This window comes from Pseudomonas sp. TH10 (assembly GCF_016651255.1).
GTDB lineage: Bacteria > Pseudomonadota > Gammaproteobacteria > Pseudomonadales > Pseudomonadaceae > Aquipseudomonas.
In genome coordinates this window covers 11,269-37,769 of the sequence record NZ_JAEKEG010000080.1, presented here as the reverse complement: position 1 = coordinate 37,769, position 26,501 = coordinate 11,269, and the positions used below count along the sequence as shown (strand labels likewise).

Here is a 26,501-nt window from a genome sequence, read left to right as displayed (position 1 = left end):
CGGGGTCGTCACGCCCTACGCCGGTGTGGTCTACGACCTGAACGAGACCTACTCGGTCTACGGCAGCTACACCAAGATCTACCAGCCGCAGATCAACAAGGACATCAACGGTTCGACCCTGGCACCGGTTGAAGGCGACAGCTACGAAACCGGTCTGAAAGCCGCCTACCTCGACGGTCAACTGAACGCCAGCCTGGCCTTCTTCCGCATCGAGCAGGATAACGTCGCGCAATCGATCGGTACCGATCTGAACACCGGCGATGGCATCTTCGAAGCCACCGACGGCGCCACCACCAATGGCGTGGAACTGGAAATGGCCGGCGAACTGGCCCCGGACTGGAACGTTTCGGCCGGCTACACCTACGCCCGCACCCGCGACAAGGATCATCAGCGCATCTACGGTTTCCCGCTGGCCACCAGCAAGCCGGAACACGTGATCCGCACGTTCACCACCTACCGCCTGCCCGGCGCGCTTAACCAGGTCACCGTCGGCGGTGGCATCAGCTGGCAGAGCGCGTTCTACGGCCAGAGCTACAGCCCGGACGTGGGCGGCGGCGAAGGCGGCGAGACCTCACTCAAGCAAGGCGGCTACACCCTCGTCGACCTGATGACCCGCTACAACTACGACGATCACCTGAGCTTCACCGTCAATGCCAACAACGTCTTCGACAAGAAGTACCTGTCGGGCCTTGGCAACTTCGGCACCACGTTCTACGGCGAACCGCGCAACCTGCAGCTGACCGCGAAGTATGATTTCTGAGCGATAGGCTGAAATGAAAATGCCCGCTTCTTTCGACGCGGGCATTTTTTTATTGTTAAAAGCAACATCAAAAGATCGCAGCCTTCGGCAGCTCCTACAGGTGTACCCACCATCCCGTAGGAGCTGCCGAAGGCTCGGGCCGCGTTCGGACGATATTTTGACTTTAATATCTTTGACCGTCAGCAGCTACTCAGAACATCCAAGCTGATCCAGCGCCCGATTCACCGCCAGTTCCCCGAGCATGATCAGCTGCGCAATCCCTAATAAGGCATTGCGCGAACTGCCCTCCATTTGATCCACCAGATCGGTGGCCATGACATTGGCCGACGCCAGCGACTCGCAGGCATAGGCCAGCAAGGTTTCGGTGTCGAGCTCGGGGTTGACGGTGAACAGCGTGCAGAGTTTGCGCGGGGTGGCTTTGATGTCGGCAATCGAGGGCCGGGGGTGCGGCTGTTTGGTGGGGGCCAGGTGAATCGGAATTATCAGGGGCTGTTGTCGGATCAGTGTCCGGCGGGTTGGGCGTTACTTTGAACATAGATGAAACTCGTATCGAAATAAATAGGAGCCCTCACCCTCGCTACCAAACGATGGGTGGCGGCCATGCGCGGGTTGGTAGACCGGTACATATGGCAAAACCGGCGCGCTCGAAAGCGCCCTGCGCACGGCCACCATATTTCAAATGCCAGAAGCACCTTGATCAGGTGACGTTATGCGTCATATGTACGAGGGCTACCAAACCCGATCGCTGTTTTCCAGCGACCACGCAACGATAGCGCCCGCACCCAAGGCGCACAAGTCGGCGGATTCTGACGTACCTGTAGGCAATGGCGCAAGGCGTTGTAGCCTGCAGGAAGTAATCATGGGCACGATTAAACACACAGCATCAATCGCTGTTTAAAGAACAAAACTCTATTGGGTTGTGTCCTCAAGACATACGAAATTTTGCCCGCGATGACACTCGTCGCCGCACCACACAAACTTGCCCGGAGAATCAATCCCCGTTTGAGGGGTCGCGAGTGTTGAAGCTGCAGCTCACAATCTTGCCCGCACCCACCCCGCCACTTGCGCGTGAATCCCTTCCACTTCGCTCAACAACCCGCCCATGCGCATGAAGTCATGGGTCATCCCCGGTTGTTCCAGCAGCGTCATTTCATTTCCCGCCTCGCGCAGTCGTTCGGCGTATGCCAGCCCTTCGTCGTGCAACGGATCGTGCCCGGCCAGGTACACGAGTGCCGGTGCGAGTCCTGCCAGGTCTTGTGCCAGTAATGGCGAGCAGCGCCAGTCAGCGAGGTCGGCGGGGGTGCGGCTGTAGTGGCTGTAGAACCAGTCCAGTGTTGGGGTTTCGAGCAGGTAGCCTTCGGCGAAATCCCGGTGGGAGGGGCGTTTGGTGGTGGCGTCGGTGACGGGGTAGACCAGTACCTGGGCCTTGGGTTTGAGTTGCAGTTCTGCGGGGGTTGTATCGCGATAATCGAGAGGACGGTGGCCAGGGTTGCACCGACGCTGTCGCCGGCCAAGGCTGCGCGGGTGGCGTCCAGGCCCTGGGCGGCGCCTTCTCGGGCCAGCCAGTTGGCGGCATCGCAGGCGTCCTGGATCGGGGTTGGGAATTGCCATTCAGGGGCCAGGCGGTAATCGACCGTCAGGAGGTCGAAGCCGCCTTGGGCGACGAGGCGCCGGCACAGGGCGTCGTGGGAGTCGAGGCTGCCGACGACGTAGCCGCCGCCGTGGAAGTACAGGATGACGGGTTGCAAGCCTTCGACCGGGTTGGCGTCGCGGTACAGGCGGGCCGTAAGGTTGTGGCCGTCTCTTGCGCGGAGGGTGAAGTGTTCGCAGTTGATGTGGGTCAGTGGGGTGTCGAGGAAGCTTGAGGAGGCTTCGAAATCGCTGCGGGCCTGTTCCGGGGTGAGGTCGTGCATGGGGCGGCTTTTGCCGGTGAGACGGCCGAATTCGGCGAGTTCGAGGAAGGCTTCAAGTTCAGGCAGGACGGGCATGGGGGTATCCTTCTACACAATAATCGATGGGGAACGCAGAATGTGAAAACACCGGTATCCCGCAGGAGCTGCCGCAGGCTGCGATCTTTTAGCGGTGTTCGATGCACCGATAAGATCAAGATCAAAAGATCGCAGCCTGCGGCAGCTCCTGCAGGGGGCCGTGTTGTCAGACGAAGGCCAGGGTGCGCTGCACGTGTCGTCAGGCGATGGCCAGGGTGCACTCCAATCGCAGTTCGAGATCGTCGAGCAATTCGTCACCGCGTAGCAGCTCGTAGTGCCCGCCGGCCAGCAGACGGTCCACACCGTGATGGCCGACCTGGGCCTCGAACACTCGACGCTCGTCGTCACGCCCGGCTACCCACCAGCGGTGCGCCGTAACTTTGATCGCCGGCAGTTGCCGCTGGGCCAGGGCCAATGCCTTGAGGCGTGAACCGGTGTTGAAGATTTGCGTGAGCTCTCCAGCGCCCAGTGCGGCTTGTTCATTGGAGCCATGCAGCGCGGCTTCGATGACGGCGGCGGCGGCCTGATGCTCAGGCAGATCTGCGGCGTGCAACGCCATTAACGCCTGTGCTTCTTCAGACGAATGACCGAGGACAAACTTCAGGAAATCCCCCAGGTCTTCGCGCCAGTTCCCCGCTTCGGCGGTGCCGGCCACGTAGCTGTCGACCAGGCCGGCGAACGCGACGGTCTCGCCTTGTTGCTCCAGCTCATGGGCGACCAGTTGCGTCAACGCACCACCCAGCGACCAGCCCAGCAGGTAATACGGCCCCTTGGCCTGTTGGGCACGAATGCGCTGGGTGTAGGCCTGGGCCATAGCCAGCAGCGACTGATCCTGCCAGTGCGGATCGAGCAGCATGCGGCATTGCAGGCCGTACACCGTGCGCCGTCCTTCCAGGCGTCGCGCGAGCGGTTCGTAGTCGAATACCGTGCCAAAACCGGCGTGCAGGCAGAACAGCGCCGGCCTGTGCGCCAGCCGCGAGTTCAGTGCCAGCAACGGGTCTGGCGCAGCTGCGGCGGGCTCGGCGGCCTGGTAGCCGCAGAGTTCGGCAATGCTGGGTTTTTGCATCAGGTCGCGCAGTTTCAGTTCGAAGCCCAGTTCGGGTTGGCTGCGCACCCGCGAGATGACTTTGAGCACTTGCAACGAATCGCCCCCCAGCTCAAAGAAGTTGTCGTCGATACCCACTTGCGGCATGCCGAGCACTGCTTGCCAGATCGCAGCCAACGCGCTTTCCAGGGCGTTGCGCGGTGCGCGATAACCCCAGGGCCCATTCCGGCACAGGCAATGCACGACGATCGAGCTTGCCGTTGGCCGACAGCGGGAAGCGTTCCAGGACCAGGATCCGCGCGGGCACCATGTAGTCCGGCAGTTGCGCCTGCAGTTGCGATTTCAGGCGCCGATCAAGTCCGACCGTGCCGAGCGCCACCACGTAGCCCACCAGCTGTTTGCCGATTGGTGTGTCGTGCACCACCACGGCTGCATCCTGCACCCCTGCGCACTCACGCAGGCGCGCTTCAATCTCGCCCAGCTCGATGCGGAAACCGCGGATCTTCACCTGATGGTCGATCCGTCCCAGGTATTCCATCAAGCCATCGGCACGCTGGCGCACCAGGTCGCCGGTGCGGTACATGCGCCCGCCCGCTGCAAATGGATCGGGAATGAAGCGTTCGGCGCTCATGCCCGGGCGCTGGTGGTAGCCCCGCGCCAGGCATTCACCGCCCAGGTACAGCTCCCCGCTGACGCCCACCGGCAGAGGGTTGAGGTCGGCGTCGAGCACATACAGGCCTCGCCCGGCCACACCGCGCCCGATCGGCGCATAGGCCGCGTCGCAGGTTTCGCTGACCTCGGCACGCCACAACAAAGGCGTGACGACGGTTTCGGTCGGGCCATAGCCGTTGACCAGGCGCTGCGGGCGCAAGGCGCGCTTGACCTGCTCGAAACTGGCTTCAGGCACGGCATCGCCGCCGAAGCAATACACCTCGACCGCGGGCGGATTGCCCAGGCGTTCCGCGACTTCGGCCATCTGTTGCAGGTATGCCGGCGGGAAGCAGGCGACGGTGACGCCATGACGCTGCAGCACTTCCAGGGTTTGTTCCGGGGTCCACAGATTGTCATCACGGATCACCAGGCTGCCACCGGCCAGCATCACACTCAGCCAGCGCTCCTGCGCACCGTCGAAAGCGAACGACATGAAGTGCAACTCGCGGCTGCGCGGTGCCAGTTCATAGCACTCGACGATGCTGCGGCAATGCCGGGCAATCGGTCCGCGCGCCACGGCCACGCCTTTCGGTTGCCCCGTGGAGCCGGAGGTGTAAATCAGGTACGCCAGGTGCCCCGGCAACGGATGGGAAACCGGGCACGCCGCGTTGTCGGCAACGCTCAATTGATCCAGCAGCAGACGTGGCGGGCTGTCGGCCAGGGTCAGTCGATCCCCCAGGTTGCTGTCACACAGCAACAGGCTGGCTGCCGAATCGCTCAACAGGTACGCCAGTCGTTCGGTCGGGTACGCCAGGTCCAAAGGCAGGTAAGCAGCCCCCGCCTTGAGCACCGCGAGGAACGCGACGATGGTGCGTTCGGAACGCGGCAACGCCACCGCCACCAGGGTCTCCGGCCCAATACCGCGAACGATCAGTTGCTGCGCCAGCCCATTGGCCTGAGCCTCAAGTTCGGCGTAACTGACTTGTCGATCCTCACAGATCAAGGCGATTTTCTGCGGCTGCGCTTTGACGTGTTGATTGAACGACTGCAGCAAATCAGCGGTGTCGTCTGACACCTGCGGCAGGCTCATGCGTGCTTGCGGCAAGCCAATATTGCCGAGCAGGCACGAAGCGTCCTCTGGCAACGCACGCAGCAATCCTTCGAGCTGCGCACGAATCCGCTCGACTTCAACGTCACTGAAGCGATCGCGCAGGAACAGGTACTCGACTTCCAGCCCTTCCTCGTTGGCGCTGACCATCAGGTCCATCGGGAAGTTGGTGACCCCGCCGCTGCCGACTTCGGCAAAGCGCAGCTCGCCCTCCTCGCCGCCTTTCAAGGCGCGGTCGATCGGGTAGTTCTCGAACACGATGATGCTGTCGAACAAGGCTTGCCCGCCCTGCCCCGACCAGCGCTGAATGTCGGACAACGGCGTGTGCTCGTAGTCGCGCACCATCAGGTTGTAGTCCTGCAAGTCCCGCAGCCACTCGCCCAACGGCTGTTGCGGATCGAGGGTCTGGATCACCGGCAAAGTGTTGATGAACAGGCCAAGCATGTCCTGGGCACCGGCCAGCCCGGTCGGGCGGCCCGCCACCGTGGCGCCGAACGCGACGCTGCGCTGACCGCTGTGGCGTTGCAGCAACAGCAGCCACGCGCCCTGCACCAAGGTATTGAGCGTCACGCGCTGACGCTTGGCAAAGGTGTGCAGTTTGCGCGTCGCTTCGGCGTCGAGGTTGCTGTACATCACGCCGTGCCCGGAGCCTGCGGCACCCGAAGCCTTGGCCAGAATGGTCGGTTCCTCAAGCAACGCCAGGCGCTCACGCCAAAAGCCTTCGGCCTGCACCCCATCCTGACGTTGCAGCCAGGCGATGTAGTCAGCGTAGCGCCCGGTCAGGGGCGCCAGGCTGTCGTTGTGATACAGGCGCAGCATGTCACCCAGCAACCGTGAGGCGCTCCAGCCATCGAGCAACAGGTGATGATAGATCCAGATCATCTGGTAGCGATCCTCGCCCAGGCGCACCAGGATGAATCGCATCAACGGCGGGCAGCTCAGGTCGAAGCCCTTGGCCTGTTCCGCTGCCGCCAGTTCGCCCAGGGCCTGTTCGGTGTCGCTGCGCTCACGCCAGTCGAGCTCTTCGATCGGCAGCTCGACCTCGGCGAATACCGCCTGCAGCGGATCGGCCAGGCCGTCCCGCCAGCGGAACGCCGCCCGCAGCACTTCATGGCGCTCGACCAGCGCCTGCCACGCGGCACGGAAGCGTGGTACCTGCAAACCCTCCACCGCCACGCTCAACTGGTTGACGTAGGGGTTGAGTTCCGGCGAGTCGAGGCAGTGGAACAGCATGCCTTGTTGCATCGGCGACAGCGGATACAGGTCTTGCAGACCTTCGCGCGCGGCGATGTCGATGTGCGGTACCAGCGAGAACGCCTCGACTTTTGGCGCTTCAATCAATATTGCTTCACGGCTGCCGGCCACGGCGGCGAGCGCACGGATGGTCTGCTGTTCAAACAATTGCTTGGGACTGAACTTCAGCCCGCGCTGCCCGGCACGGCTTACCGCTTGCAGCGAGATGATCGAGTCACCGCCCAACTCGAAGAAGTTTTCGGTAACACCCACCGACTCCAGCGCCAGCAGTTCCTGCCAGATTTCCACCAGCAAGGCTTCGGCGGGCGACGCGGGGGCCACGTGATCGTGGTGCTGTCGAGTGGCTTGCGGCGCCGGCAGGCCTTGGCGATCGAGTTTGCCGTTCGGCGTCAGCGGCAACGCGGCCAGGCACATCAAATGCGCCGGCAGCATGTGCGCCGGCAAACGACTGCGCAGGTGGGCCGTCAGCGCTTCACGCAAATCCTGCTCATCGGCGAGCGGATCGCGCGGGACCACGTAACCGATCAACTGGCGGCTCACCGGGCCTTCGCGATCAATCACAAACGCTTCACGCACACCTTCGTGTTCCAGCAGGCAAGCTTCGATTTCGCCGAGTTCGATCCGGAAACCGCGAATTTTCACTTGCTGGTCGATACGGCCGAGGTATTCCACCACGCCGTCGGCACGGAACCGCGCGAGGTCGCCACTGCGATACAGACGGGCGCCCGGCACGAACGGATCCGGCACGAAGCGGTCAGCGGTCAAATCCGGACGCTGATGGTAACCCCGGGCGACGCCCTCGCCGCCCAGGTACAACTCGCCCGCCACGCCGACCGGCAGCGGCTGCAAGCCACCGTCCAGAATGTACGCACTGCGATTGCCCACCGGTCGGCCAATTGGCATGAACGCCGAGTCGAATTCGGTCTCCGGATAGGCCAGCCAGATCAGCGGCGTGATCACTGTTTCGGTCGGGCCATAGCCGTTGATCAGGCGCTTGGGTTGCAGTACCTGCTGGACCTCGTCAAACGCATGTTTCGCCATACCTTCACCGCACGGCGTGTAGGAACGGATCGGCAGATCACGCCCCGCTTCGCCCATGAAATCGGCGATCTGCGAGAGATAGGTCGGGGTGAAGCAGGCGATGGTGATGCCATGCTTTTCGATCTCGGCGCAGGTGCGCTCCACGCTCCACAACTCGTCGTCGCGCGGCATCACTGCGGAACCGAACACCAGCGGGGTCAGCCACCGCTCATGTGCGCCGTCGAACGCGAACGACATGAAATGCAGTTCGCAATCGTCCGGGGTCATTTCATAGCGCTGGCCGATGGCCTGGCAATGCATCGCCAACGGGCCGTGCTCCACGCACACGCCCTTGGGTTGTCCGGTGGAACCCGAGGTGTAAATCACGTAGGCGAGGTTTTCGCCACAGGTGAGGTTGATCGGGTTGCTGTCCGCCAAGAATTCCAGCGGCTCGCGGTCGATTTCCAGCACCGGCAGGCCTTCGGGCAACGGCAGTTTTTCCCGCAGCCGAGATTGGCTGATCATCAGCGCAATGCCGCTGTCTTGCATCAGGTAGCGCAGGCGTTCCGTCGGGTAGGCCGGGTCCAGCGGCACGTAGGCGCCGCCGGCCTCGAGGATCGCCAGCAAGCCGATGATCATTTCCGGCGAACGCTGCATGGCCAGGCCGACCCGCACTTCCGGACCAATGCCCAGTGCGCGAAGACGATGGGCTAATTGGTTGGCACGACGGTTGAGTTGGTCGAAGCTCAATTCCAGATCGTTGAAGATCAGCGCCGTGGCGTGCGGACGAATGAACGCTTGGGCCTCGATCAACTGATGCACACACAGCGGGTTTTGCGCTGCGGTAAATGCCGGGTTCCACTCGATCAATTGTTGCGCGCGCTCAGGTGAGCTCAGCAGGTCCAGCTCACTCAATGCAGCCTGTGGCGCGGCGACCATCGCCGTCAGCAACGCGGCCAGGTGTTCGCTCATGCGAACAATCGCTTCGCTGTTGAAATGGGCGCACTGGAAGCTCCAGTTCAGGCTCAACTGACTCTCGGCGGTGGCCGCCAGGGTCAGCGGGAAATTGGTGCGCTCATGGTTCTGTGGAATCGAAAAGCTCAACCCCGCAGGTGCGCTCTGTTGCAGCGCGTCGGCCACCGGGAAGTTCTCGAACACCAGCAGGCTGTCGAACAGCGGCTCACCGGCACGTCCGGCCCAGCGCTGGATGTCACCCAATGCGGTGAATTCATGTTCACGCAATTCCAGGTTTTGCGCCTGCAAACGGATGAGCCACTGGCCGACGCTTTCTACCGCATCCGGGCGGCTGATCACCGGCAAGGTGTTGATGAACAGGCCGAGCTGGCTTTCAGCCCCCGGCAAGTCTACCGGGCGGCCTGCCACAGTCGCGCCGAACGCGACGCTGCGTTGGCCGCTGTAGCGTTGCAGCAGGAGTGCCCAGGCACCTTGCACCAAGGTGTTGAGCGTGATTTTTTGCTGACGGGCAAACTCGCTGAAGCGCTGGCTGGTGGCGACATCGAAGGTCTGGCGATGGTCAGCGAACTCAGCTGTCGACAGGTTTTTACTGCCGCCGTGGGCCAGGCTCTGCGCCAGCAGGGTCGGGTTATCGAGGGTCGCCAGTTGCTCGCGCCAAAAGGCCTCGTCGGCCTGCGCATCCTGACGTTGCAGCCAGCCGATGTAATCGGCAAAACGCCCGGTTGGTGCCTGCACGTCTTGTCCGGCATAACGCTGCAAGACTTCGCTCAACAGCAGTGAATTACTCCAGCCATCAAGCAACAGGTGATGGTGGGTGTAGATCAGTTGCTGACGCTCACCTTCGAGGCGCACCAGGGTCAGGCGCATCAGCGGTGCCCGGGTCGGATCGAGTTGCAGGCGCTCGCTGTCGATCAGCTGCGCCAGTGCTTCAACCTGATCGCTGCGGCCACGCCAGTCGAGGCAGGTCATCGGCAATTGCAGATGACGATGGACCAACTGCACCGGCGCTTCGAAGCCGTCCGGGAAATGGAAGCTGCTGCGCAGGATCCCATGGTTGTCGAGCACCGCTTGCCAGGCGCGGCCCAGCCGCTCGGCGTCGAGGCCATGGGCTTCGACGCTGAGCTGGTTGACGTAGGCGCCGCTGTCCGATTCGTAGAGGCTATGGAACAGCAAGCCGGCCTGCATGGGCGACAGCGGATACAGGTCCTCGATCTGCGCCGGTGGCACCGGCAGGCCATCGAGTTGCGCCTGGCTCAAGCGCGCCAGGGGGAAGTCCGCCGGGGTCACGCCGCCTGCGCCATCGCTCAGGCAATGGTCAATCAGGTCTAACAGCTCTTCACGGAAATTCGCCGCGAGGGTTTCGATTTCGTGCAGGTCGAAGCATTCGCGACTGAAGGTCCAGTCCAGTTTCAGTTCGCCGCCATACACCTGGCCATCCACCGACAGCCAATTGGGCAGCGGCGCGTCCGCGGCCTGCGCAGCGCCGCTGGATTCACGAGCCGGTGTGAACAGTGCGTCTTCGGCAAAGCTCTGGTCAAACTGGCCAAGGTAGTTGAAGGTGACGCGCGCTTGCGGCAACGCGGCCAGCGCGGCTTGCGCCGAGGCATCGCCCATAAAGCGCAGCAGGCCGTAGCCCATGCCCTTGCCGGGGATTTCGCGCAACTGCTGCTTGATGGCTTTGATCGAACCCGGCAGATCGGCGGTTGGGGTCAGGCGCACCGGGAACAGGCTGGTGAACCAGCCAACGGTGCGGCTCAGGTCGATGTCGTCGAACAGCTCTTCACGGCCATGACCTTCGAGCTGAATCAGCGCCGAGGCATGCCCGGTCCAGCGACTGAGGGTGCGGGCCAGTGCGGTCAGCAGCAGGTCGTTGACCTGGGTGCGGTAAGTCGCCGGTGCCAGCTGCAGCAGCTGGCGAGTGTGTTCGCGGTCCAGGCCGATGCTGACGCCCTGGCGCAGATGTCCGGCCTGGCTGGCCTGCGGGTTGGCGGCTGGCAGCAAATCGTTGCCGAGGCTGAGTTGCGCCTGCCACCAGTCCAGTTCGCTGGCAGCCGCTTTGGAACGTGCGTAGGTGTCGAGCTGCTCAGCCCAGGCCTGGAAGGAGCTGGTCTTCGCCGGTAGCTCCTGCCCTTGATAAGCCGCTTGCAAGTCCTCCAGCAACACCCGCCACGACACGCCGTCCACCGCCAGATGGTGAATGACCAGCAGCAGGCGCTGGGTGCCGTCCGCCTGTGCGATCAATGCGACTCGCAGCAGCGGGCCGTCTTGCAGGCTGAGGCTGCGCTGGGCTTGATCGCACACCGACTCCAGGGATGCATCGCTGGCCACGCGCGCGGTCCAGAGCATGTCGACGACATCGGCGCTGTCCGCGCCAACATAGCGCGCAGACCACTCTGTGGCAGCGAGCCTGCTCGCGATGAGCTCAGCACCGGCAACATGGAGGTCGCCTGCCCCACCGCCCTCGCGAGCAGGCTCGCTCCCACAGGGATTTGCGGCGTCGGTCACACGCGGGGCCTGCTGGCTGAAGCGCAAGCGCAGTGCGTCGTGTTGCTTGAGCAAGCGCTGCAGCACGGCCTGCAGACGCGGCAGTTCCAGGGGCTCGCGGGGGTCAGCAAGACGGCCTGGTTCCAGTGCGCGCGTTGCGCGATTGGCTCGTCGAAGAACCAGCGCTGGATGGGAGTGAGTTTTTGCAGGCCGTACACCGGTCCTTGCTGGGCCAGCGGAGCGGCCTGTTCCTTGACCACGGCGGCCAGCGCCTGCAAGGTTTGCTGCTGGAACAGATCCCGCGGTTGCAGGCTCAAGCCGGCGCGACGGGCACGGCTGACCACCTGGATCGAAATGATCGAGTCGCCACCCAGCTCGAAGAAATTGTCCTGGCGGCCGACCTGCTCAACGCCCAGCACCTCCTGCCAGATCTGCGCCAGCACCTGTTCGTGCTCACTGCGCGGCGCTTCGAAGGCGCGCTGGCTGACCTGCGCGGTTGGCGCCGGCAGGCGTTTGCGCTCGAGTTTGCCGTTGGGGCTCAGGGGCATTTGCTCGATCATTACGGTCTGCGCGGGCACCATGTAGTCCGGCAGGCTGGTGAGCAGATGGGCCTTGAGCGCTTCGCGCCAGGCACCTTGTTGCCCGGCATCGGCGCTGATCAGGGCGCGTTCCCGGGGCACGATGTAGGCGACCAGTTGCTTGCCGCCCGGGCCATCGACGGCCAGCACCACGGCTTCCTGCACCTGGGCATGCTCTTGCAGGCGCGCTTCGATTTCGCCCAGCTCGATACGCAGGCCGCGCAGCTTCACCTGATGGTCGATTCGCCCGGCATATTCGATGACGCCGTCGGCGCGGTAGCGTGCCAGGTCACCGGTGCGGTAGATCCGTTCGCCGGCGCCGAACGGGCTGACCACAAAACGTTCGGCGGTCAGCGCCGGACGCTGGTGATAACCGCGCGCCAGACCGACGCCCGCCAGGTACAACTCGCCGAGCACGCCGGTCGGCACCGGCTACAGTTCGTCGTCAAGGACATAGGTGCGCAGGTTGGCAATCGGCTGACCGATCGGCACGCTGTCGCGGCCCTCCTCCACACACGTCCAGTGCGTCACGTCGATGGCCGCTTCGGTCGGGCCGTAAAGGTTGTACAGGTTGGCTTGCGGCAGGCTGCGCAAGGTCTGGCGTTGCAGCTCCATCGGCAGCGCTTCACCGCTGCAGATGATCCGCTGCAACGAGGTGCAGGCCAGCGCTTCGTCGGCACCGATAAACGCCGCGAGCATCGACGGCACGAAGTGCAGCGTGGTGATCGCCTGCTCGACGATCAACCTGGCCAGGCGGTGCGGATCGCGGTGCTCGCCGGGGGCGGCGATGACCAGTCGTGCGCCCGTCATCAGCGGCCAGAAAAACTCCCACACCGACACGTCGAAACTGAACGGGGTTTTTTGCAGCACGCGGTCCGCCGGTTGCAAGTCGTAGGCTTGCTGCATCCATTGCAGACGGTTTTGCAGCGCCACATGACGGTTGCCGGCGCCCTTGGGTTTGCCGGTGGAGCCTGAAGTGTAAATCACGTAGGCGAGGTTTTCCGCGACCGCAAGGTTCGGCAGATCGGTACCGGGCAACTCCCCGAGCCAATCGCCTGCGGCCTGCAGGCACAGAGTGCGCACGCTGTCCGGGGTCGGCAGTTGTTCCAGCAAATGTTCCTGAGTCAGCAGCAAGGCGATGCCGCTGTCTTCGATCATGTAGGTGAGCCGCTCTAGCGGGTATTCCGGGTCCAGCGGCACATAGGCGCCGCCGGCCTTGAGAATCGCCAGCAGGCCGACGACCATCTCGAACGAACGGTCGCAGGCGATTCCCACCAGCACTTCCGGACCGACGCCCTCGGCGCGCAGGTGATGGGCCAGGCGGTTGGCGCGCTGGTTCAGCTCGGCGTAACTCAGGGACTGGCCCTGGAACACCAACGCCGTGGCCTCGCCATTTTCAACCACGCGTTGCTCGATATGCCGCTGCACGCAGACTTCGCCCGGATAGGCCTGAGCGGTGTGGTTGAGGTCGTCGAGAATGCGCAGACGCTCGTCGGCGTCCAGCAAAGGCAACTCGGCAAGCGGACTTTGCGGGTTGGCCAGCACACCGGCCAACAGGTTGCGCCAGTGACGCGAAAAGTGCTCGATGCGTTCGGCGTCGAACAGATCGGTGGCATAGGTCAGGCTGGCAAACAGCAGGTCGCCCTGCTCCTGGGTGTCCAGTTGCAGGTCGAACTGGGTGGTGTGAGCGGTGCCACGCAGTGCCTCGACGCGCAGGCCAGCAAGTACACCGCTGGCGCCAGCCGGCCTGGCTTGCTGGTGATTGAACATGACCTGGAACAATGGGCTGTGGCTGAGGCTGCGTTCGCCCTGCAGGGCTTGCACCAGTCGCTCGAATGGCAGGTCCTGATAGGCCTGGGCATCCAGCGCCGCGGCGCGAGTCTGGTCGAGCAACTGGCTGAAAGGCTGACGTCCATCGAGCTCGGCGCGCATCACCTGGGTGTTGACGAAGAAGCCGATCAGGCCACGGGTTTCTGCGCGATTGCGGTTGGCAATCGGCACCCCGACCCGCAGGTCCGACTGGCCGCTATAGCGATAAAGCAGCGCCTGGAAACTCGCCAGCAACAGCATGAAGGGAGTCACGCCGTGCTGCCTGGCCAGGGTCATCAGGCCGCTGGCCAAGGTTGCATCGAGGGCGAAGTCCAACCGTGCACCGCGTTGGCTGGGTTGCGCAGGACGTGGACGATCAGTCGGCAATTCGAGTAGCGGTTGCTCACTGCCTAATGTGTCACGCCACCAGTTGAGTTGGCGCTCCAGCTCACCCGCTTCCATCCAGCGACGTTGCCACAGCGCATAGTCTGAATACTGGATCGGCAATGCTTCAAGCACAGCTTCCTGGCCCTGGCAATGTGCGGCGTAAAGCCGGGAAAACTCCTCAACCAGCACGCCCATCGACCAGCCATCGGTGACGATGTGGTGCAGGGTCAGCAGCAGTACGTGGTCTTCGGCGTCGAGCTGCAACAGGCTGACCCGCAACAGCGGACCCTGTTGCAGATCGAACGGCCGGGCGATGTCCTGCTCGACGCTGTGCATGGCAAGATCGAGGCGCAGGGACTCAGGCTCTCCGCGCAGGTCGATACGCTCGATCGGCAGTGAGGTGTACGGCGCCAGCGTCTGCAGCACCTTGCCGTCGTCCTCGACGAAACGGCTGCGCAAACTTTGATGCCGCTCCAGCAGCACGTCAAAACTGTGCTGCAACGCCGCGACATCCAGCGGCCCGTACAAGCGCAGCGCCGCCGGAATGTTATACGCCGAACTGTGCGGATCCAGCTGCCAGAGAAACCACTGACGCTGCTGCGCGTAGGACAGTTCGAAGCGCGTTTGCGCCTCAAGGGCAGGCGGAATCGGCAGCTGGCCAAAGCTCACGCCCTGCTCCTGCATGCGGCTCAGGAACTCGCGGCGCTTGTCGGCTGGCAGGCCGGCGAAGCGGCTGGCGATACGCTGGGCAGTGGTGTGTTCCATCAGTTGATCTCCATCTCGTCCAGAAGCGACTCAAGCGCATCCAGGCGTGCATCGTTGTCAGCCGGGGCGTGTTGCCCGGCCATGGCGGCATAAGCCTGAAGGTCGGTGGACTCGAACAGCGCACGCAGCGGCAGCTCGATGCCCAGGTCCAGTTCCACCCGGGCGCTGGCCTGGGCGGCGAGCAGCGAATGCCCACCCGATTCGAAGAAGTTGTCGCGCCGACCGATCTGCGCCACGCCCAGCACCTCGGCCCAGATCGCCGCCAGTTGCTGTTCGAGCTCACCTTCAGGGGCTTCGAACGGTCGTTGCCAATCCCCGGCATCCGGCAGCGGCAGGGCCTGGCGATCGAGCTTGCCGTTGCCGGTCAGTGGCAAGGCGTCCAGCAGCAGCCAGTGACTGGGTACCATGTAGTCCGGCAGGCCGACCTTGAGCGCGGCGCGCAGTTGATCGCGCCAGGCGATCGGGTCGAGCGGGGTTTGCGCAGGCACCACGTAGGCACACAGCTGCGGGCCGCCCTCACCGGGGTGCACACTCAACACCGCGTGGCGCACGCCCGGCAGGGCCAACAATGCAGCCTCGATCTCGCCCAGTTCGATGCGGAACCCGCGGATCTTCACTTGCTGGTCGATCCGGCCCAGGTAATCAATGCTGCCGTCGGCGCGCTGGCGGGCCAGGTCGCCACTGCGATACAGACGCTGTGACGCGTCGAACGGGCTTGGCACGAAGCGCTCGGCGGTCAGGCCGAAGCGACCGTGATAACCCCGCGCCAGGCCAGCACCGGCGATATACAGCTCGCCCGCCACGCCCACCGGTACCGGGTGCAACTGGCTGTCGAGCAGGTACCAGCGCAGATCGCGAAGCGGCAGGCCGATCGGACTTTGCGCCTTGCCTTCGAGGTCGGCCAGGCAGATGGCGCGGCAGGTCACGTGCACCGTGGTTTCGGTGATGCCGTACATATTCACCAGGGTCGGCCGCTGGTCACCGAAACGTTCGAACCAGGGGCGCAGGCTCGCGACTTCCAGCGCTTCACCGCCGAAAATCACCTGACGTAGCGCCAGGGTGCGCGGGCTGGCGCAGGCGATCGGCAGCAACTGGCGGAACGCCGTGGGAGTCTGGTTCAACACGGTCACGCCTTCGTCGCACAGCAAGCGGTGCAATTGCTGCGGATCACGGCTGATGTCATACGGCACTATCACCAGGCGCCCGCCCGTGCACAGCGAACCAAACAGTTCCCATACCGAGAAATCGAACGCGTAGGAATGAAACAGGGTCCAGACATCGTGCGGGCCGAAGTTGAACTCGCCAGCGCTGGCCGTGAGCAGTCGGCCGACATTGCCATGGCTGAGCAACGCGCCCTTTGGCCTCCCCGTGGAACCGGAGGTGTAGATCACGTAGGCGAGGTTGTCGGGTGCCGCCAGTGGCGGCAGGTTAGCGTCGCTGAAGCCCTCCAGTTGCAGTGATTCGAGGCTGAGGACTCGCACGCCATCCCGGGCTGGCAAGCCGTCGACCAGGTGCTGTTGCGTGAGCAGCAACCGGATGCCGCTGTCCTCGATCATGTAGCTCAGGCGCTCGGCCGGGTACTGCGGATCGAGCGGCACATAGGCGCCACCGGCCTTGAGAATCGCCAGCAAGCCGATCACCAGTGGCATCGCCCGCTCGGTCGCAATGCCGACCCGCACCTCGGGGCCCACGCCTTGCTCGCGCAGGTGGCGCGCCAGGCGGTTGGCCTGGGCGTTGAGCGCGGCGTAGGTCAATTGTTCGCTTTCACAGACCAGCGCCACGGCGTTGGGGCGCAGCTCGGCCTGTGCTTCGAACAGCTGATGCAAGGAGGGCGACAGCGGCTGTGCCTGGAACGCCGGATTCCAGTGCTGCACCAGTGCGTCGCGCTGTGACTGGCCAATAAGCGGCAGTTCGGCGACGCGTTGCTGCGGGTCCGCGACCACGGCACGCAACAGATTCAGCCATTGCTCGGCGAGTCGCTGCATCGACGCCTGGTCGTACAGATCGGTGGCATAAGTCAGGCTGGCATCGAGCTCCTCGCCATGCTCCTGGGTATCAAGCACCAGGTCGAATTGCGTGGTGAGTTGCGACCAGTGCAGACGCTCGACCTGCAGGCCGGCCACCGTGCGCTCGACGCTCGCGCCCAGTTGCTGCTGATGGTTGTACAGCACCTGGAACAGCGGGCTGTGAGTGAGGCTGCGATCCGGCTGCAAGGCATCGACCAGTTGCTCGAACGGCAGGTCCTGATGGGCCTGGGCAGCCAATGCCGTCTGCTTGACCTGTTGCAACAAGCCACTAAATGGCTGCTGCCCGTCGATCTCGGCGCGCAGCACTTGAGTGTTGATGAAGAAGCCGATCAGGCCTTCGGTCTCAAGACGCGAACGGCCGGCGCTCGGCACTCCCACGCTGATGCCCGACTGCCCGCTCTGGCGATGCAGCAACGTCTGGAAGCTCGCCAGCAGCAACATGAACAGCGTCACCTGTTGGTCCTGGGCGCATTGGCGCAAACCGGCCAGCAAGTCGCGATCCACGTTAACCATCAAACTGGCACCGCGCTCGCTGCGGCGTGCCGGCCGGCTCAGCTCGCTTGGCAACTCCAGCGGCGCCTGGCTGCCAGCCAGTTGCTCGCGCCACCAGGTCAGTTGTCGTGCGCCCTCGCCCGCCTCCAGCCAGTCGCGCTGCCAGCGGGCATAGTCGCTGTAGTGCACCGCCAGCTCAGCCAGACCGGCTTCGCTACCGCAGACGGCCGCCTGGTACAGTGCGCTGAACTCATCGACCATGACCTGCATCGACCAGCCATCAGCGGCAATGTGGTGCACGGTCAGCACCAGCACGTGTTCGTCGGTGTTCACTTGCAGCAGCAGCACGCGCCACAGCGGGCCGTTGCGCAGGTCGAAGGGCCGGGAAATTTCCTCAGCCACCGCCTGGTCGAGCGACAACGAATCGATTGTGCGATGCTCCAGGCACAGCGCCAGGTCATCGTGCAGCACCGGACGCGCCACCTGGCCGTCCTGTGTGAAGGTGGTGCGCAGGGTCTGGTGACGGGCTTGTAACTGGTCGAAGGCTTCGCGCAGGGCGTCGCGGTTCAGTGCGCCCCTCAGGCGCAGCGCGGCGGGAATGTTGTAGGCCGGGCTCTGGGGGGCCAGCTGCCACAGGATCCATTGACGCTGCTGGGCGTATGACAGCACCGGCGGCTGATCAAGCGGTGCCTGCTGCAGGACGGGTTGGACGCTGGCCTGCGCCCGCGCCACTCGTTGGGCGAACTGCGCCAGGTTCGCGGCACTGAACAGGCTGCTCACCGACAGTTCGAGCTGCCACTGCTGACGCACACGGGAGATGACCTGCAGCACCAGCAACGAGTGCCCGCCCAGTTCGAAGAAGTTGTCGTCGCGGCCTACGCGCTCGACCTGCAGCACGTCCTGCCAGATCAACGCCAACTGCGCTTGCAACCCTTCGCCAGGCGCTATGAATGGGCGTTGCGCATCGCCGGCTTCGACCCGTGGCAGCGCTTTGCGGTCAAGTTTGCCGTTGGTGTTCAGCGGCAGTCCTGGCAGCAGAATCAGCTCCGTGGGCACCATGTAGTCCGGCAACGACTGGCGCAAGGCCGCTTTGAGTATTTTGAGGTAATCAACCGCAGAATCGACCTCGGCGCTGGCCACGATGTACGCCACCAGTCGCGTGCCGTCCTGGGCGATGACCGCCGCTTCGCGCACCTCATCCCGGGCTTGCAGGCAGGCTTCGATTTCGCCCATCTCGATGCGCAAGCCACGAATCTTCACCTGATGGTCGATCCGCCCGGCGTATTCCAGATCGCCGTTTTCGTTATAACGGGCCAGGTCGCCGCTGCGGTACAGCCGCGCCCCTGGTTCGCGGGCAAACGGGTCTGGCAGGAAGCGCTCGGCGGTGAGGGCCGGACGGCCGAAATACTGCTGCGCCAGACAGGCGCTCGCGCCAATGCACAACTCGCCGACACCGCCAGCCGGCAGCAATTGCCCGGCGCTGTCGAGCACATACAACGCGCGGCCGGGGATGGCTCGGCCAATCGGAATGCCGAAACTATCGTTGGCATCGCTCAGGCGGCAATCGTGGACGCTGGACACCACCGTCGCCTCGGTCGGCCCATAGGTGTTGAGCAGTCGCACCTGAGCCAGGCCGGCTTGGTGCCACAGGCGCAGGCCTTCGACCGACATCGCTTCACCACCCACGTGAACCTGACGCAGCGGGCCCAGGCTGGCGATGTTGCCGCCAGCACATTCACGCGCCAGCAGGAACCAATAAGCCGCCGGCAAGTCGGCCACGGTCACACCCTGCCGGACGATTTCAGCGGCCAGGCGCCCGGTGTCCCACAGCTCATCACCGCGCATGATCAGCGCCGCACCGACACACAGCGGCGGGTAGCACTGCTCGACAAAACCATCGAAGCTGAACGTCGCAAATTGCAGCACGCGATCATCAGCGGTGAGCGCCGAATACTCGGCACCGGTCTGGCAGAACTCGCGCAGCGCCGCGTGAGCAATCGCCACGCCTTTTGGCTGGCCGGTGGAGCCGGAGGTGTAGATCATGTAGGCCAGGTTGGCGGCGTCCGGGAGGGGCGCTATCGCGAGCAAGCTTTGCGCCTACAGGGTTTGGTCCCACCGGCTCTGCTCCTGCAGCCGCAGGGGTGGTGGTTTCGGGCAGGCTCAGGCGCGGGATGTTTTTGATATTTTGCAGCAGAGCGGATTCATCGAGCAGCAGATCGACACGGCTGTCTTCGATCATGTAGGCCAGACGCTGGGCCGGGTAGTTGGTATCAAGCGGTACATAAGCGGCGCCCGTCTTCAGCACGGCCAGCAAACTGACGATCATTTGCGGGCCACGACGCAGCGCCAGACCGACACGGGTACCCGGGCCGGCACCGTTGGCGAGCAGGCGCTGGGCCAGGTCGTTGGCCTGGGCATTCAACTCGCCGTAGCTCAAGGACTGACCGTCAACCTGCAACGCCAGCGCGTCGGGATTGGCCGCAGCCTGGGCAGCAATCTGCTGGTGGGCGAACAGTGTTGTGGATAACTCGACGGCAGATGATCGATTGGCCGCGATCGTCGCCCGGGTTTCGACCTCGTCGAGCAGCTGCAGCGCGCCCAGCGGGGCGTCCGGCAACGCTGCAAACTGCACCAGCAGATGCTGCAGATTGGCGGCCAGCTGAACAATGTGCGCCGCACTGAAGCGCGCCGAGTCGTAGCTGAAATCCAGGCTCAGGCCGTCGCCCAGCTCGATGCCCAGGGTCAATGGATAGTGGGTGCGTTCGTGGTTGTGCAGGTTGCTGAACGACAACCCGGCCGGGGCGCCTTGCTTGAGCGCTGCCGCTACCGGGAAGTTCTCGAACACCAGCAGGCTGTCGAACAGCGCGGCCCCCTGCTGGCCCGCCCATCCTTGAATGTCGTAGAGCGGCACATGCTCGTACTCGCGCATGGCCAGGTTCATCTCTTGCAGCTCGCCCAGCCATTGGCTGACGGTGCAATCGGGCTTCATGGCGCAGACCAGCGGCAGCGTGTTGATGAACAGCCCAAGCTGTTCTTCGATCCCCGGCAATGGCGCCGAGCGACCGGCGACCGTGGCCCCGAACACCACGCAATCCTGGCCGGTATAGCGCTGCAGCAACAGGCTCCAGGCAGCTTGCAGCACAGTGTTGAGGGTGACCTTCTGCTGGCGGGCGAACTCGGCCAAGCGTTGGGTCGCGGGGCCGTCGAGGGCAACGCGGTAGTCCTCGCTACCTTCGGCTCCCCACCGGCGGGCGCAAGGCTTCAGCCAGCAACGTTGGGGCTTGCAAGGGAGCCAACGCAGCCTTCCAGAAGTGCTCGCCCGCCACGGCGGACTGCTGCTGCAGCCAGCCCAGGTAGTCGCGGTATTGCCCGCGTTTTTGCCCCGTCAATGCCGGGATCGAAGGGCCAGCGGCGTAGTGCTCGATCACTTCGGCCAGCAGCTGCGCGTTGCTCCAGCCGTCCATCAAAATATGGTGGCTGGTGTAGATCAGGTGCCAGTCCTGGTCGCCCGTCTGCACGAGTTTCAAGCGAAACAACGGCGCGCTGCCCAGCTCAAAACCTTGAGCACGTTCGGCGTCGGCCAGGGCATCGGTGTCAGTCGCGTCCAGCATCTCAAGCGGCAAGGCGACCTGACGGACAATCGCCTGATGCGCGCTGTCGAGGCCCTGCCAATGGAAGCTGCTGCGCAGGATGTCGTGCCGGGTTAGCGCAGCCTGCCAGGCTTGTGCGAATCGCTGCGGGTCGAGGCCCCGAATGTCCAGGCGCAACTGGCTGATGTAGGCACCGACCTGCGGTTCATACAGGGTGTGGAACAGCATGCCTTGCTGCATGGGCGATAACGGATACAGGTCTTCGAGCGTCGCGATCGACAAGCCGTCGAGTTGCGCCTGGCTGATGCGCGCCAGCGGGAAATCCGAGGGAGTGGCCTGGGGCGCTTCAACGCCGCAGCAGTGTTCGATCAGCGCGTTGAGTTCAAGTGCGTATTCGTCCGCCAGGCGCTGGACCGTCGCCGTGTCGAACATTTCGCGACTGAAGCCCCAGCTCAGCGCCAGCTCACCGCCGTACACCTGGCCTTCAACGGTTAGCCAGTTGCCCAGGGGCGCCGATGGATCCTGCGCCACACCGCTGCCTTCAGTGCAGGGCAAAAACATCGCGGCATCGTCGAACTGGCGGTCGAACTGCCCCAGATAGTTGAAGGTGATACGCGGTTGCGGCAGTGCCGCCAGTTCAGCGCGAATTCCCCGGGCGCCGAGGTAACGCAGCGCGCCGTAACCCAGGCCTTTGTCCGGCACGGCACGCAGTTGTTCCTTGATGGATTTGATCGACGCGCCGAGGTCTTGTGACGGCATCAGGTTGACCGGGAACAGGCTGGTGAACCAACCCACTGTGCGCGTCAGGTCGATATCGTCGAACAGGTCTTCGCGACCATGGCCTTCGAGCTGAACCAGCGTGCTGCCCTGCCCGCTCCAGCGACAAACCACCCGTGCCAGCGCCGTCAGCAGCAGGTCGTTGACCTGAGTGCGATACGCCGCCGGCGCGTGTTGCAGCAGCTTGCGGGTCTGTTCGGTGTCGAGCCTGATCTCGAGTTTTTGTTCGAAGCGGTATTGCAGGGCCCCGGCTGGACGCTCGCACGGCAAATCGTTCGCAGCCTCGCGCAACTGGCTTTGCCAGTAAGGCAGGCTGCTTTCAAACGCTGGCAGATGATCTTGCAGGCGCGCAACCCAGCGTTGATAGGTGCTGGTTTTCACCATCTTCCCGGCGCTGGCGCTGTAGCACTGCTGCAGATCCTCCAGCAGCACGCGCCATGAAACACCGTCTACCGCCAGGTGATGGATGACCAGCAGCAAACGCTGGGTGCCATCGGCCATTGCCACCAACAGCGCGCGCATCAGCGGCCCTTGGTGTAAATCCAGACTGCGTTGGGCTTCATCGCACACAGCGTTGAGCGCTTCGACCGACTGCGCCTGACGTTGCCATAATACCGATTCAGCGGTCGCTGCCGAGTAGGTCTGCTGCCAGCCTTCGGCGGTCTGTGCATAACGCAGGCGCAAGCTGTCGTGATGGCTCAGCAATTGCTCAAGCGCACGCTGCAGCGCCTCGACGTTCAACGCCTCGCGCGGCACCAGCAGCAGTGACTGGTTCCAGTGGTGCCGCTCAGGGATTGCCTGGTCGAAGAACCCTGTTGCACCGGCGCCAACGCCACCGCGCCACTCGCCGGCCCCTGGTCAATCAGCGCCTGCTCGCCGCTACGGGCGGCCTGGGCCAGGCTGCGAACCGTCTGGTGCTGGAACAGATCCTTGGGGCTCAGCACGATACCGGCCTGCCGCGCGCGGCTGACCACTTGCATGGATACGATGGAGTCGCCGCCCAGTTCGAAGAAGTTGTCTTCCAGACCGACGCTGTCGAGAGCCAGCACGTCCTGCCAGATCACCGCGAGGGACTTTTCCATGACCGTGCGCGGCGCTACGTGCTCGCGCTGTTGTGGCGGGCCATCGACGGCCGGCAAAGCCTTGCGGTCAAGCTTGCCGTTGGGCGTCAGCGGCAGTTGTGCGAGGAACAGCAGGGACGCCGGGACCATGTAGTCCGGCAGATGCTGGCGCAGCGCGGTCTTGAGGCATTCACGCAGGTTGGCTTGCGCATCGAGGTCGTCCAGCAACGCCGGATCGCCGGGCACGATGTAGGCCACCAGTTGCTGCCCGTTGACACCGTCTTGCGCCAGCACTGCCAACTCGCGGACGGATGTTTGCTGCAACAGCCGCGCTTCGATTTCTCCCAGCTCGATACGAAAGCCCCGCACCTTGACCTGATGGTCGATGCGCCCGACGTATTGCAGCGCACCATCGGCCTGATAGCGGGTCAGGTCGCCGGTGCGGTACAGGCGCTCGCCGTTGCTGGCGAACGGGTTGGGCACGTACTTTTCGGCGGTCATGCCCGGGCGTGCGAGGTAACCGCGGGTGATGCCTGCACCGCACACGTACAGCTCGGCGGACACCCCTTGCGGCACGGGTTGCAGGTCGGCGTCCAGCAAATAGCTGGCGCTGTGCTTGAGCGGTCGGCCGATGTTCGCGCGGCCGCCCGCCTCACGGCGAGTCCAGGTGGAATAGGTGGTGTCTTCCGACGGGCCGTACAGATCGTACACGTGCTCCACGCCCGGTTGCTGGTACAGCGCCTCGACCAGGCTTTGCTTCAGCGGTTCGCCCGCAAGGTTGATGATGCGCACGCTCGACGGAATCTGGTCTTCGCGCTGCAAGGCACTGATAGCCGACGGTACAGTGTTGATCAGGCGCACCTGATCACGGGCCGGGAGTTGCGGCAGTTCCAGGGCGTTACGGGCGATGATCAGCGAGCCGCCGTTGGCCAGGGTTACGAACAGCTCCCAGACTGACAGGTCGAAGCACACCGAGGTCGACGCCAGCACGCCTTGAATATCGTCGCGGCTGTACACCGATTGCGACCAGTCGATCAGCGCCAGCACGTTGCGATGCGCAATCGCCACGCCTTTCGGTTTGCCGGTAGAACCGGAGGTGTAGATCACGTACGCCAGGTTGTCCGGCGTGACGCGGGTGACCGGGGCGCTGGTCGGGTAGTCGGCGACCTGCAAATCGTCCATGAGCAGCACTTGGGTGTCGGTGGACACGGCCAATGTCGCCGTAACCAATGGCTCCGTCAGCAACACCAGGGCGCGGCTGTCTTCGAGCATGTAGGCGACGCGTTCGGCCGGGTAATCCGGGTCCAGCGGCACATAGGCGCCACCGCTCTTGAGTACGGCGAGCAGCGCGACCAGCAAGTTCTCGGAGCGCTGCATGGCTACGCCGACACGCACTTCCGGGCCAACGCCCAGTGCGATCAACCTGTGAGCCAGGCGATTGGCCTGGGCATCGAGTTGGGCGTAGGTCAGTTGCCGGGTGGCGAAGGTCACTGCCAATGCGCCGGGGTCTGCCGCGACTTGCCGGCTAATCAGTTCGTGAACGCACAGCTCTTGCGCGAACGCTTCGTCAGCGCGATTCCAGTCATGCACGATGCGCTGGTATTCAGTGGTTTCCAGCATTGGCAATTCACTGATGCGCTGCCGGCAATCGCTGACCATGCCCTGCAGCAAACGCGTCCAGTGCTGCGCCATGCGCGCGATGGTCGGGGCGTCGAACAGGTCGTTGGCGTAGGTCAGCGCAGCATGCAACCTGCCGCGTTTTTCATAGGTGTCGAGGGTCAGGTCGAACTGGGTGGTGCGCCCTTCCCACTCGATCACCCCCAGAGCCAGGCCGGACGCAGTGCTGAGGGCGGCGATATCGGCCACCTGCGGCTGGTGGTTGTACATCACCTGAAACAGCGGCGTGTGACTGAGGCTGCGTTCCAGTTTCAGCGCTTCGACCAGTTGCTCGAACGGCAGATCCTGATGTGCCTGAGCGCCGAGCGCCGTCTCTTTGATCGCTTGCAGCAACGCGTCGACGCGGGTCTGGCCATCCAGTCTGGTACGCAGCACCTGGGTGTTGACGAAGAAACCGATCAGGCCTTCGATCTCGGCGCGATTGCGGTTGGCAATCGGCACGCCGACACGGATGTCGGTCTGCCCGGTGTAACGGTGCAGCAGCGCATTGAACGCGCCGAGCAACAACATGAACAACGTGACTTGATGCTGTTGCGCGGTGGCGCGCAGTTGCTCGGTCAATTGACCGTCGACGGCAAACTCATAGCGCGTGCCGCGATAGCTCGGCATGGCCGGACGCGAATGGTCCAGCGGCAATTCCAGCACCGGGTGCTCATCACCCAACTGCGCCTGCCAGTATTCCAGTTGCCGCGCCTGCTCGCCGGCTTCCAGCCAACGGCGTTGCCACAGCGCGTAATCACTGTACTGGACCGGCAATGGCGGCAGTTGCGGCTGTACGCCGGCGTCAAAGGCGTCATAGCAACGGATAAATTCGTCGATCAGCACGTTCATCGACCAGCCATCGGAAACGATGTGGTGCAGGGTCAGCAGCAATACGTGCTCCTGCTCGGCGAGCTTGAGCAGGGTGACCCGCAGCAACGGCCCGGCAGCCAGATCGAACGGCAACACCGATTGCTGCTCGGCGGCACGAACGACAGCCTCCTCGCGTTCGGTGGCCGGCAGCGCGCTGAAATCTTCGTGACGGATGTTCAAGGTCGCCGTGGCCGGCACTTGCCGCAGACTGTCATCCGCCTGCCGCTGGAACACCGTGCGCAGGGTTTCATGGCGGGCGACCAGTGCGGCAAACGCCTGCTCCAGTGCCGACAGATTCAGCCGCCCGCTCAGGCGCACCGCACCCGGCAAGTTGTAGGCGCCGCTGTGCGGGTCCAGTTGCCAGAGAAACCACATCCGTTGCTGCGCGTAAGACAACGCCTGGCGGTCTTCGGCCTCGATCCCGGCCGGAATCGGAAACCGGGCGAAATCCACGCCCTCCTTTTGCAGGGCCGCGAGGAACATCTGGCGCTTTTCCAGGGGCAACCCGATAAACCGGCGAGCAAGTTTCAAGGAGTCTTCAGCATTCATTTCTGGGTATCCGGATCAGTGGCAGGAAGCACAAAGGCGCGTCGTCCCTATAAAACGAATGCAGACCGGAAAAATTAGCGAATGAGAATAACTATCAGAGAGACGAGGTTTGATGAGGAAAGTGGCTGCGCGGCAAACCAAAATGCGGGAGCGGGGGTTACCCGCTCCCACAGTGGAATGGTGGTGGGCGCGGCATTTATGTACGGCGCAGACCACTGTGGGAGCCAGCCTGCTGGCGGTGGCGTCTGCACATTCGACATTGATGTGGCAGGGAGATTGCCATCGCGGGCAAGCCCCGCTCCCACAGGGTAGTGGTGGTGGACGCGGCATTTATGTACGGCGCAGACCACTGTGGGAGCCAGCCTGCTGGCGATGGCGTCTGCACATTCGACATTGATGTGGCAGGGAGATTGCCATCGCGGGCAAGCCCCGCTCCCACAGGGTAGTGGTGGTGGACGCAGCATTTATGTACGGCGCAGACCACTGTGGGAGCCGGGCTTGCCCGCGATGGCGTCTGCACATTCGATATTGATGTGGCAGGGAGATTGCCATCGCGGGCAAGCCCCGCTCCCACAGGGTAGTGGTGGTGGACGCAGCATTTATGTACGGCGCAGACCACTGTGGGAGCCAGCCTGCTGGCGATGGCGTCTGC

At 63.7% G+C, this 26,501-nt stretch carries 1 protein-coding gene and 4 pseudogenes; 1 reads left to right on the top strand and 4 read right to left on the bottom strand.

What is annotated here, in order from left to right; translation table 11 throughout:
• The coding region (locus tag JFT80_RS12915) for a TonB-dependent siderophore receptor (RefSeq protein ID WP_201148120.1) at window positions 1-760 on the top strand (760 nt) is incomplete at its 5' end.
• 186 nt (window positions 761-946) lie between these two features.
• Here the strand turns inward: JFT80_RS12915 and JFT80_RS12910 are convergent.
• The 4 pseudogenes from JFT80_RS12910 to JFT80_RS12895 all read right to left on the bottom strand — a co-directional run bounded on the left by JFT80_RS12910 (window position 947) and on the right by JFT80_RS12895 (window position 25,849).
• Window positions 947-1,295, bottom strand: a pseudogene (locus tag JFT80_RS12910) (DUF6124 family protein).
• 497 nt (window positions 1,296-1,792) lie between these two features.
• Window positions 1,793-2,748, bottom strand: a pseudogene (locus tag JFT80_RS12905) (alpha/beta hydrolase).
• 199 nt (window positions 2,749-2,947) lie between these two features.
• Window positions 2,948-14,824: pseudogene (locus JFT80_RS12900) on the bottom strand (non-ribosomal peptide synthase/polyketide synthase).
• Window positions 14,824-25,849 (bottom strand): annotated as a pseudogene (locus JFT80_RS12895) (amino acid adenylation domain-containing protein). The pseudogenes JFT80_RS12900 and JFT80_RS12895 overlap by 1 nt, the downstream one beginning before the upstream one ends.
• Window positions 25,850-26,501 lie beyond the last annotated feature (652 nt).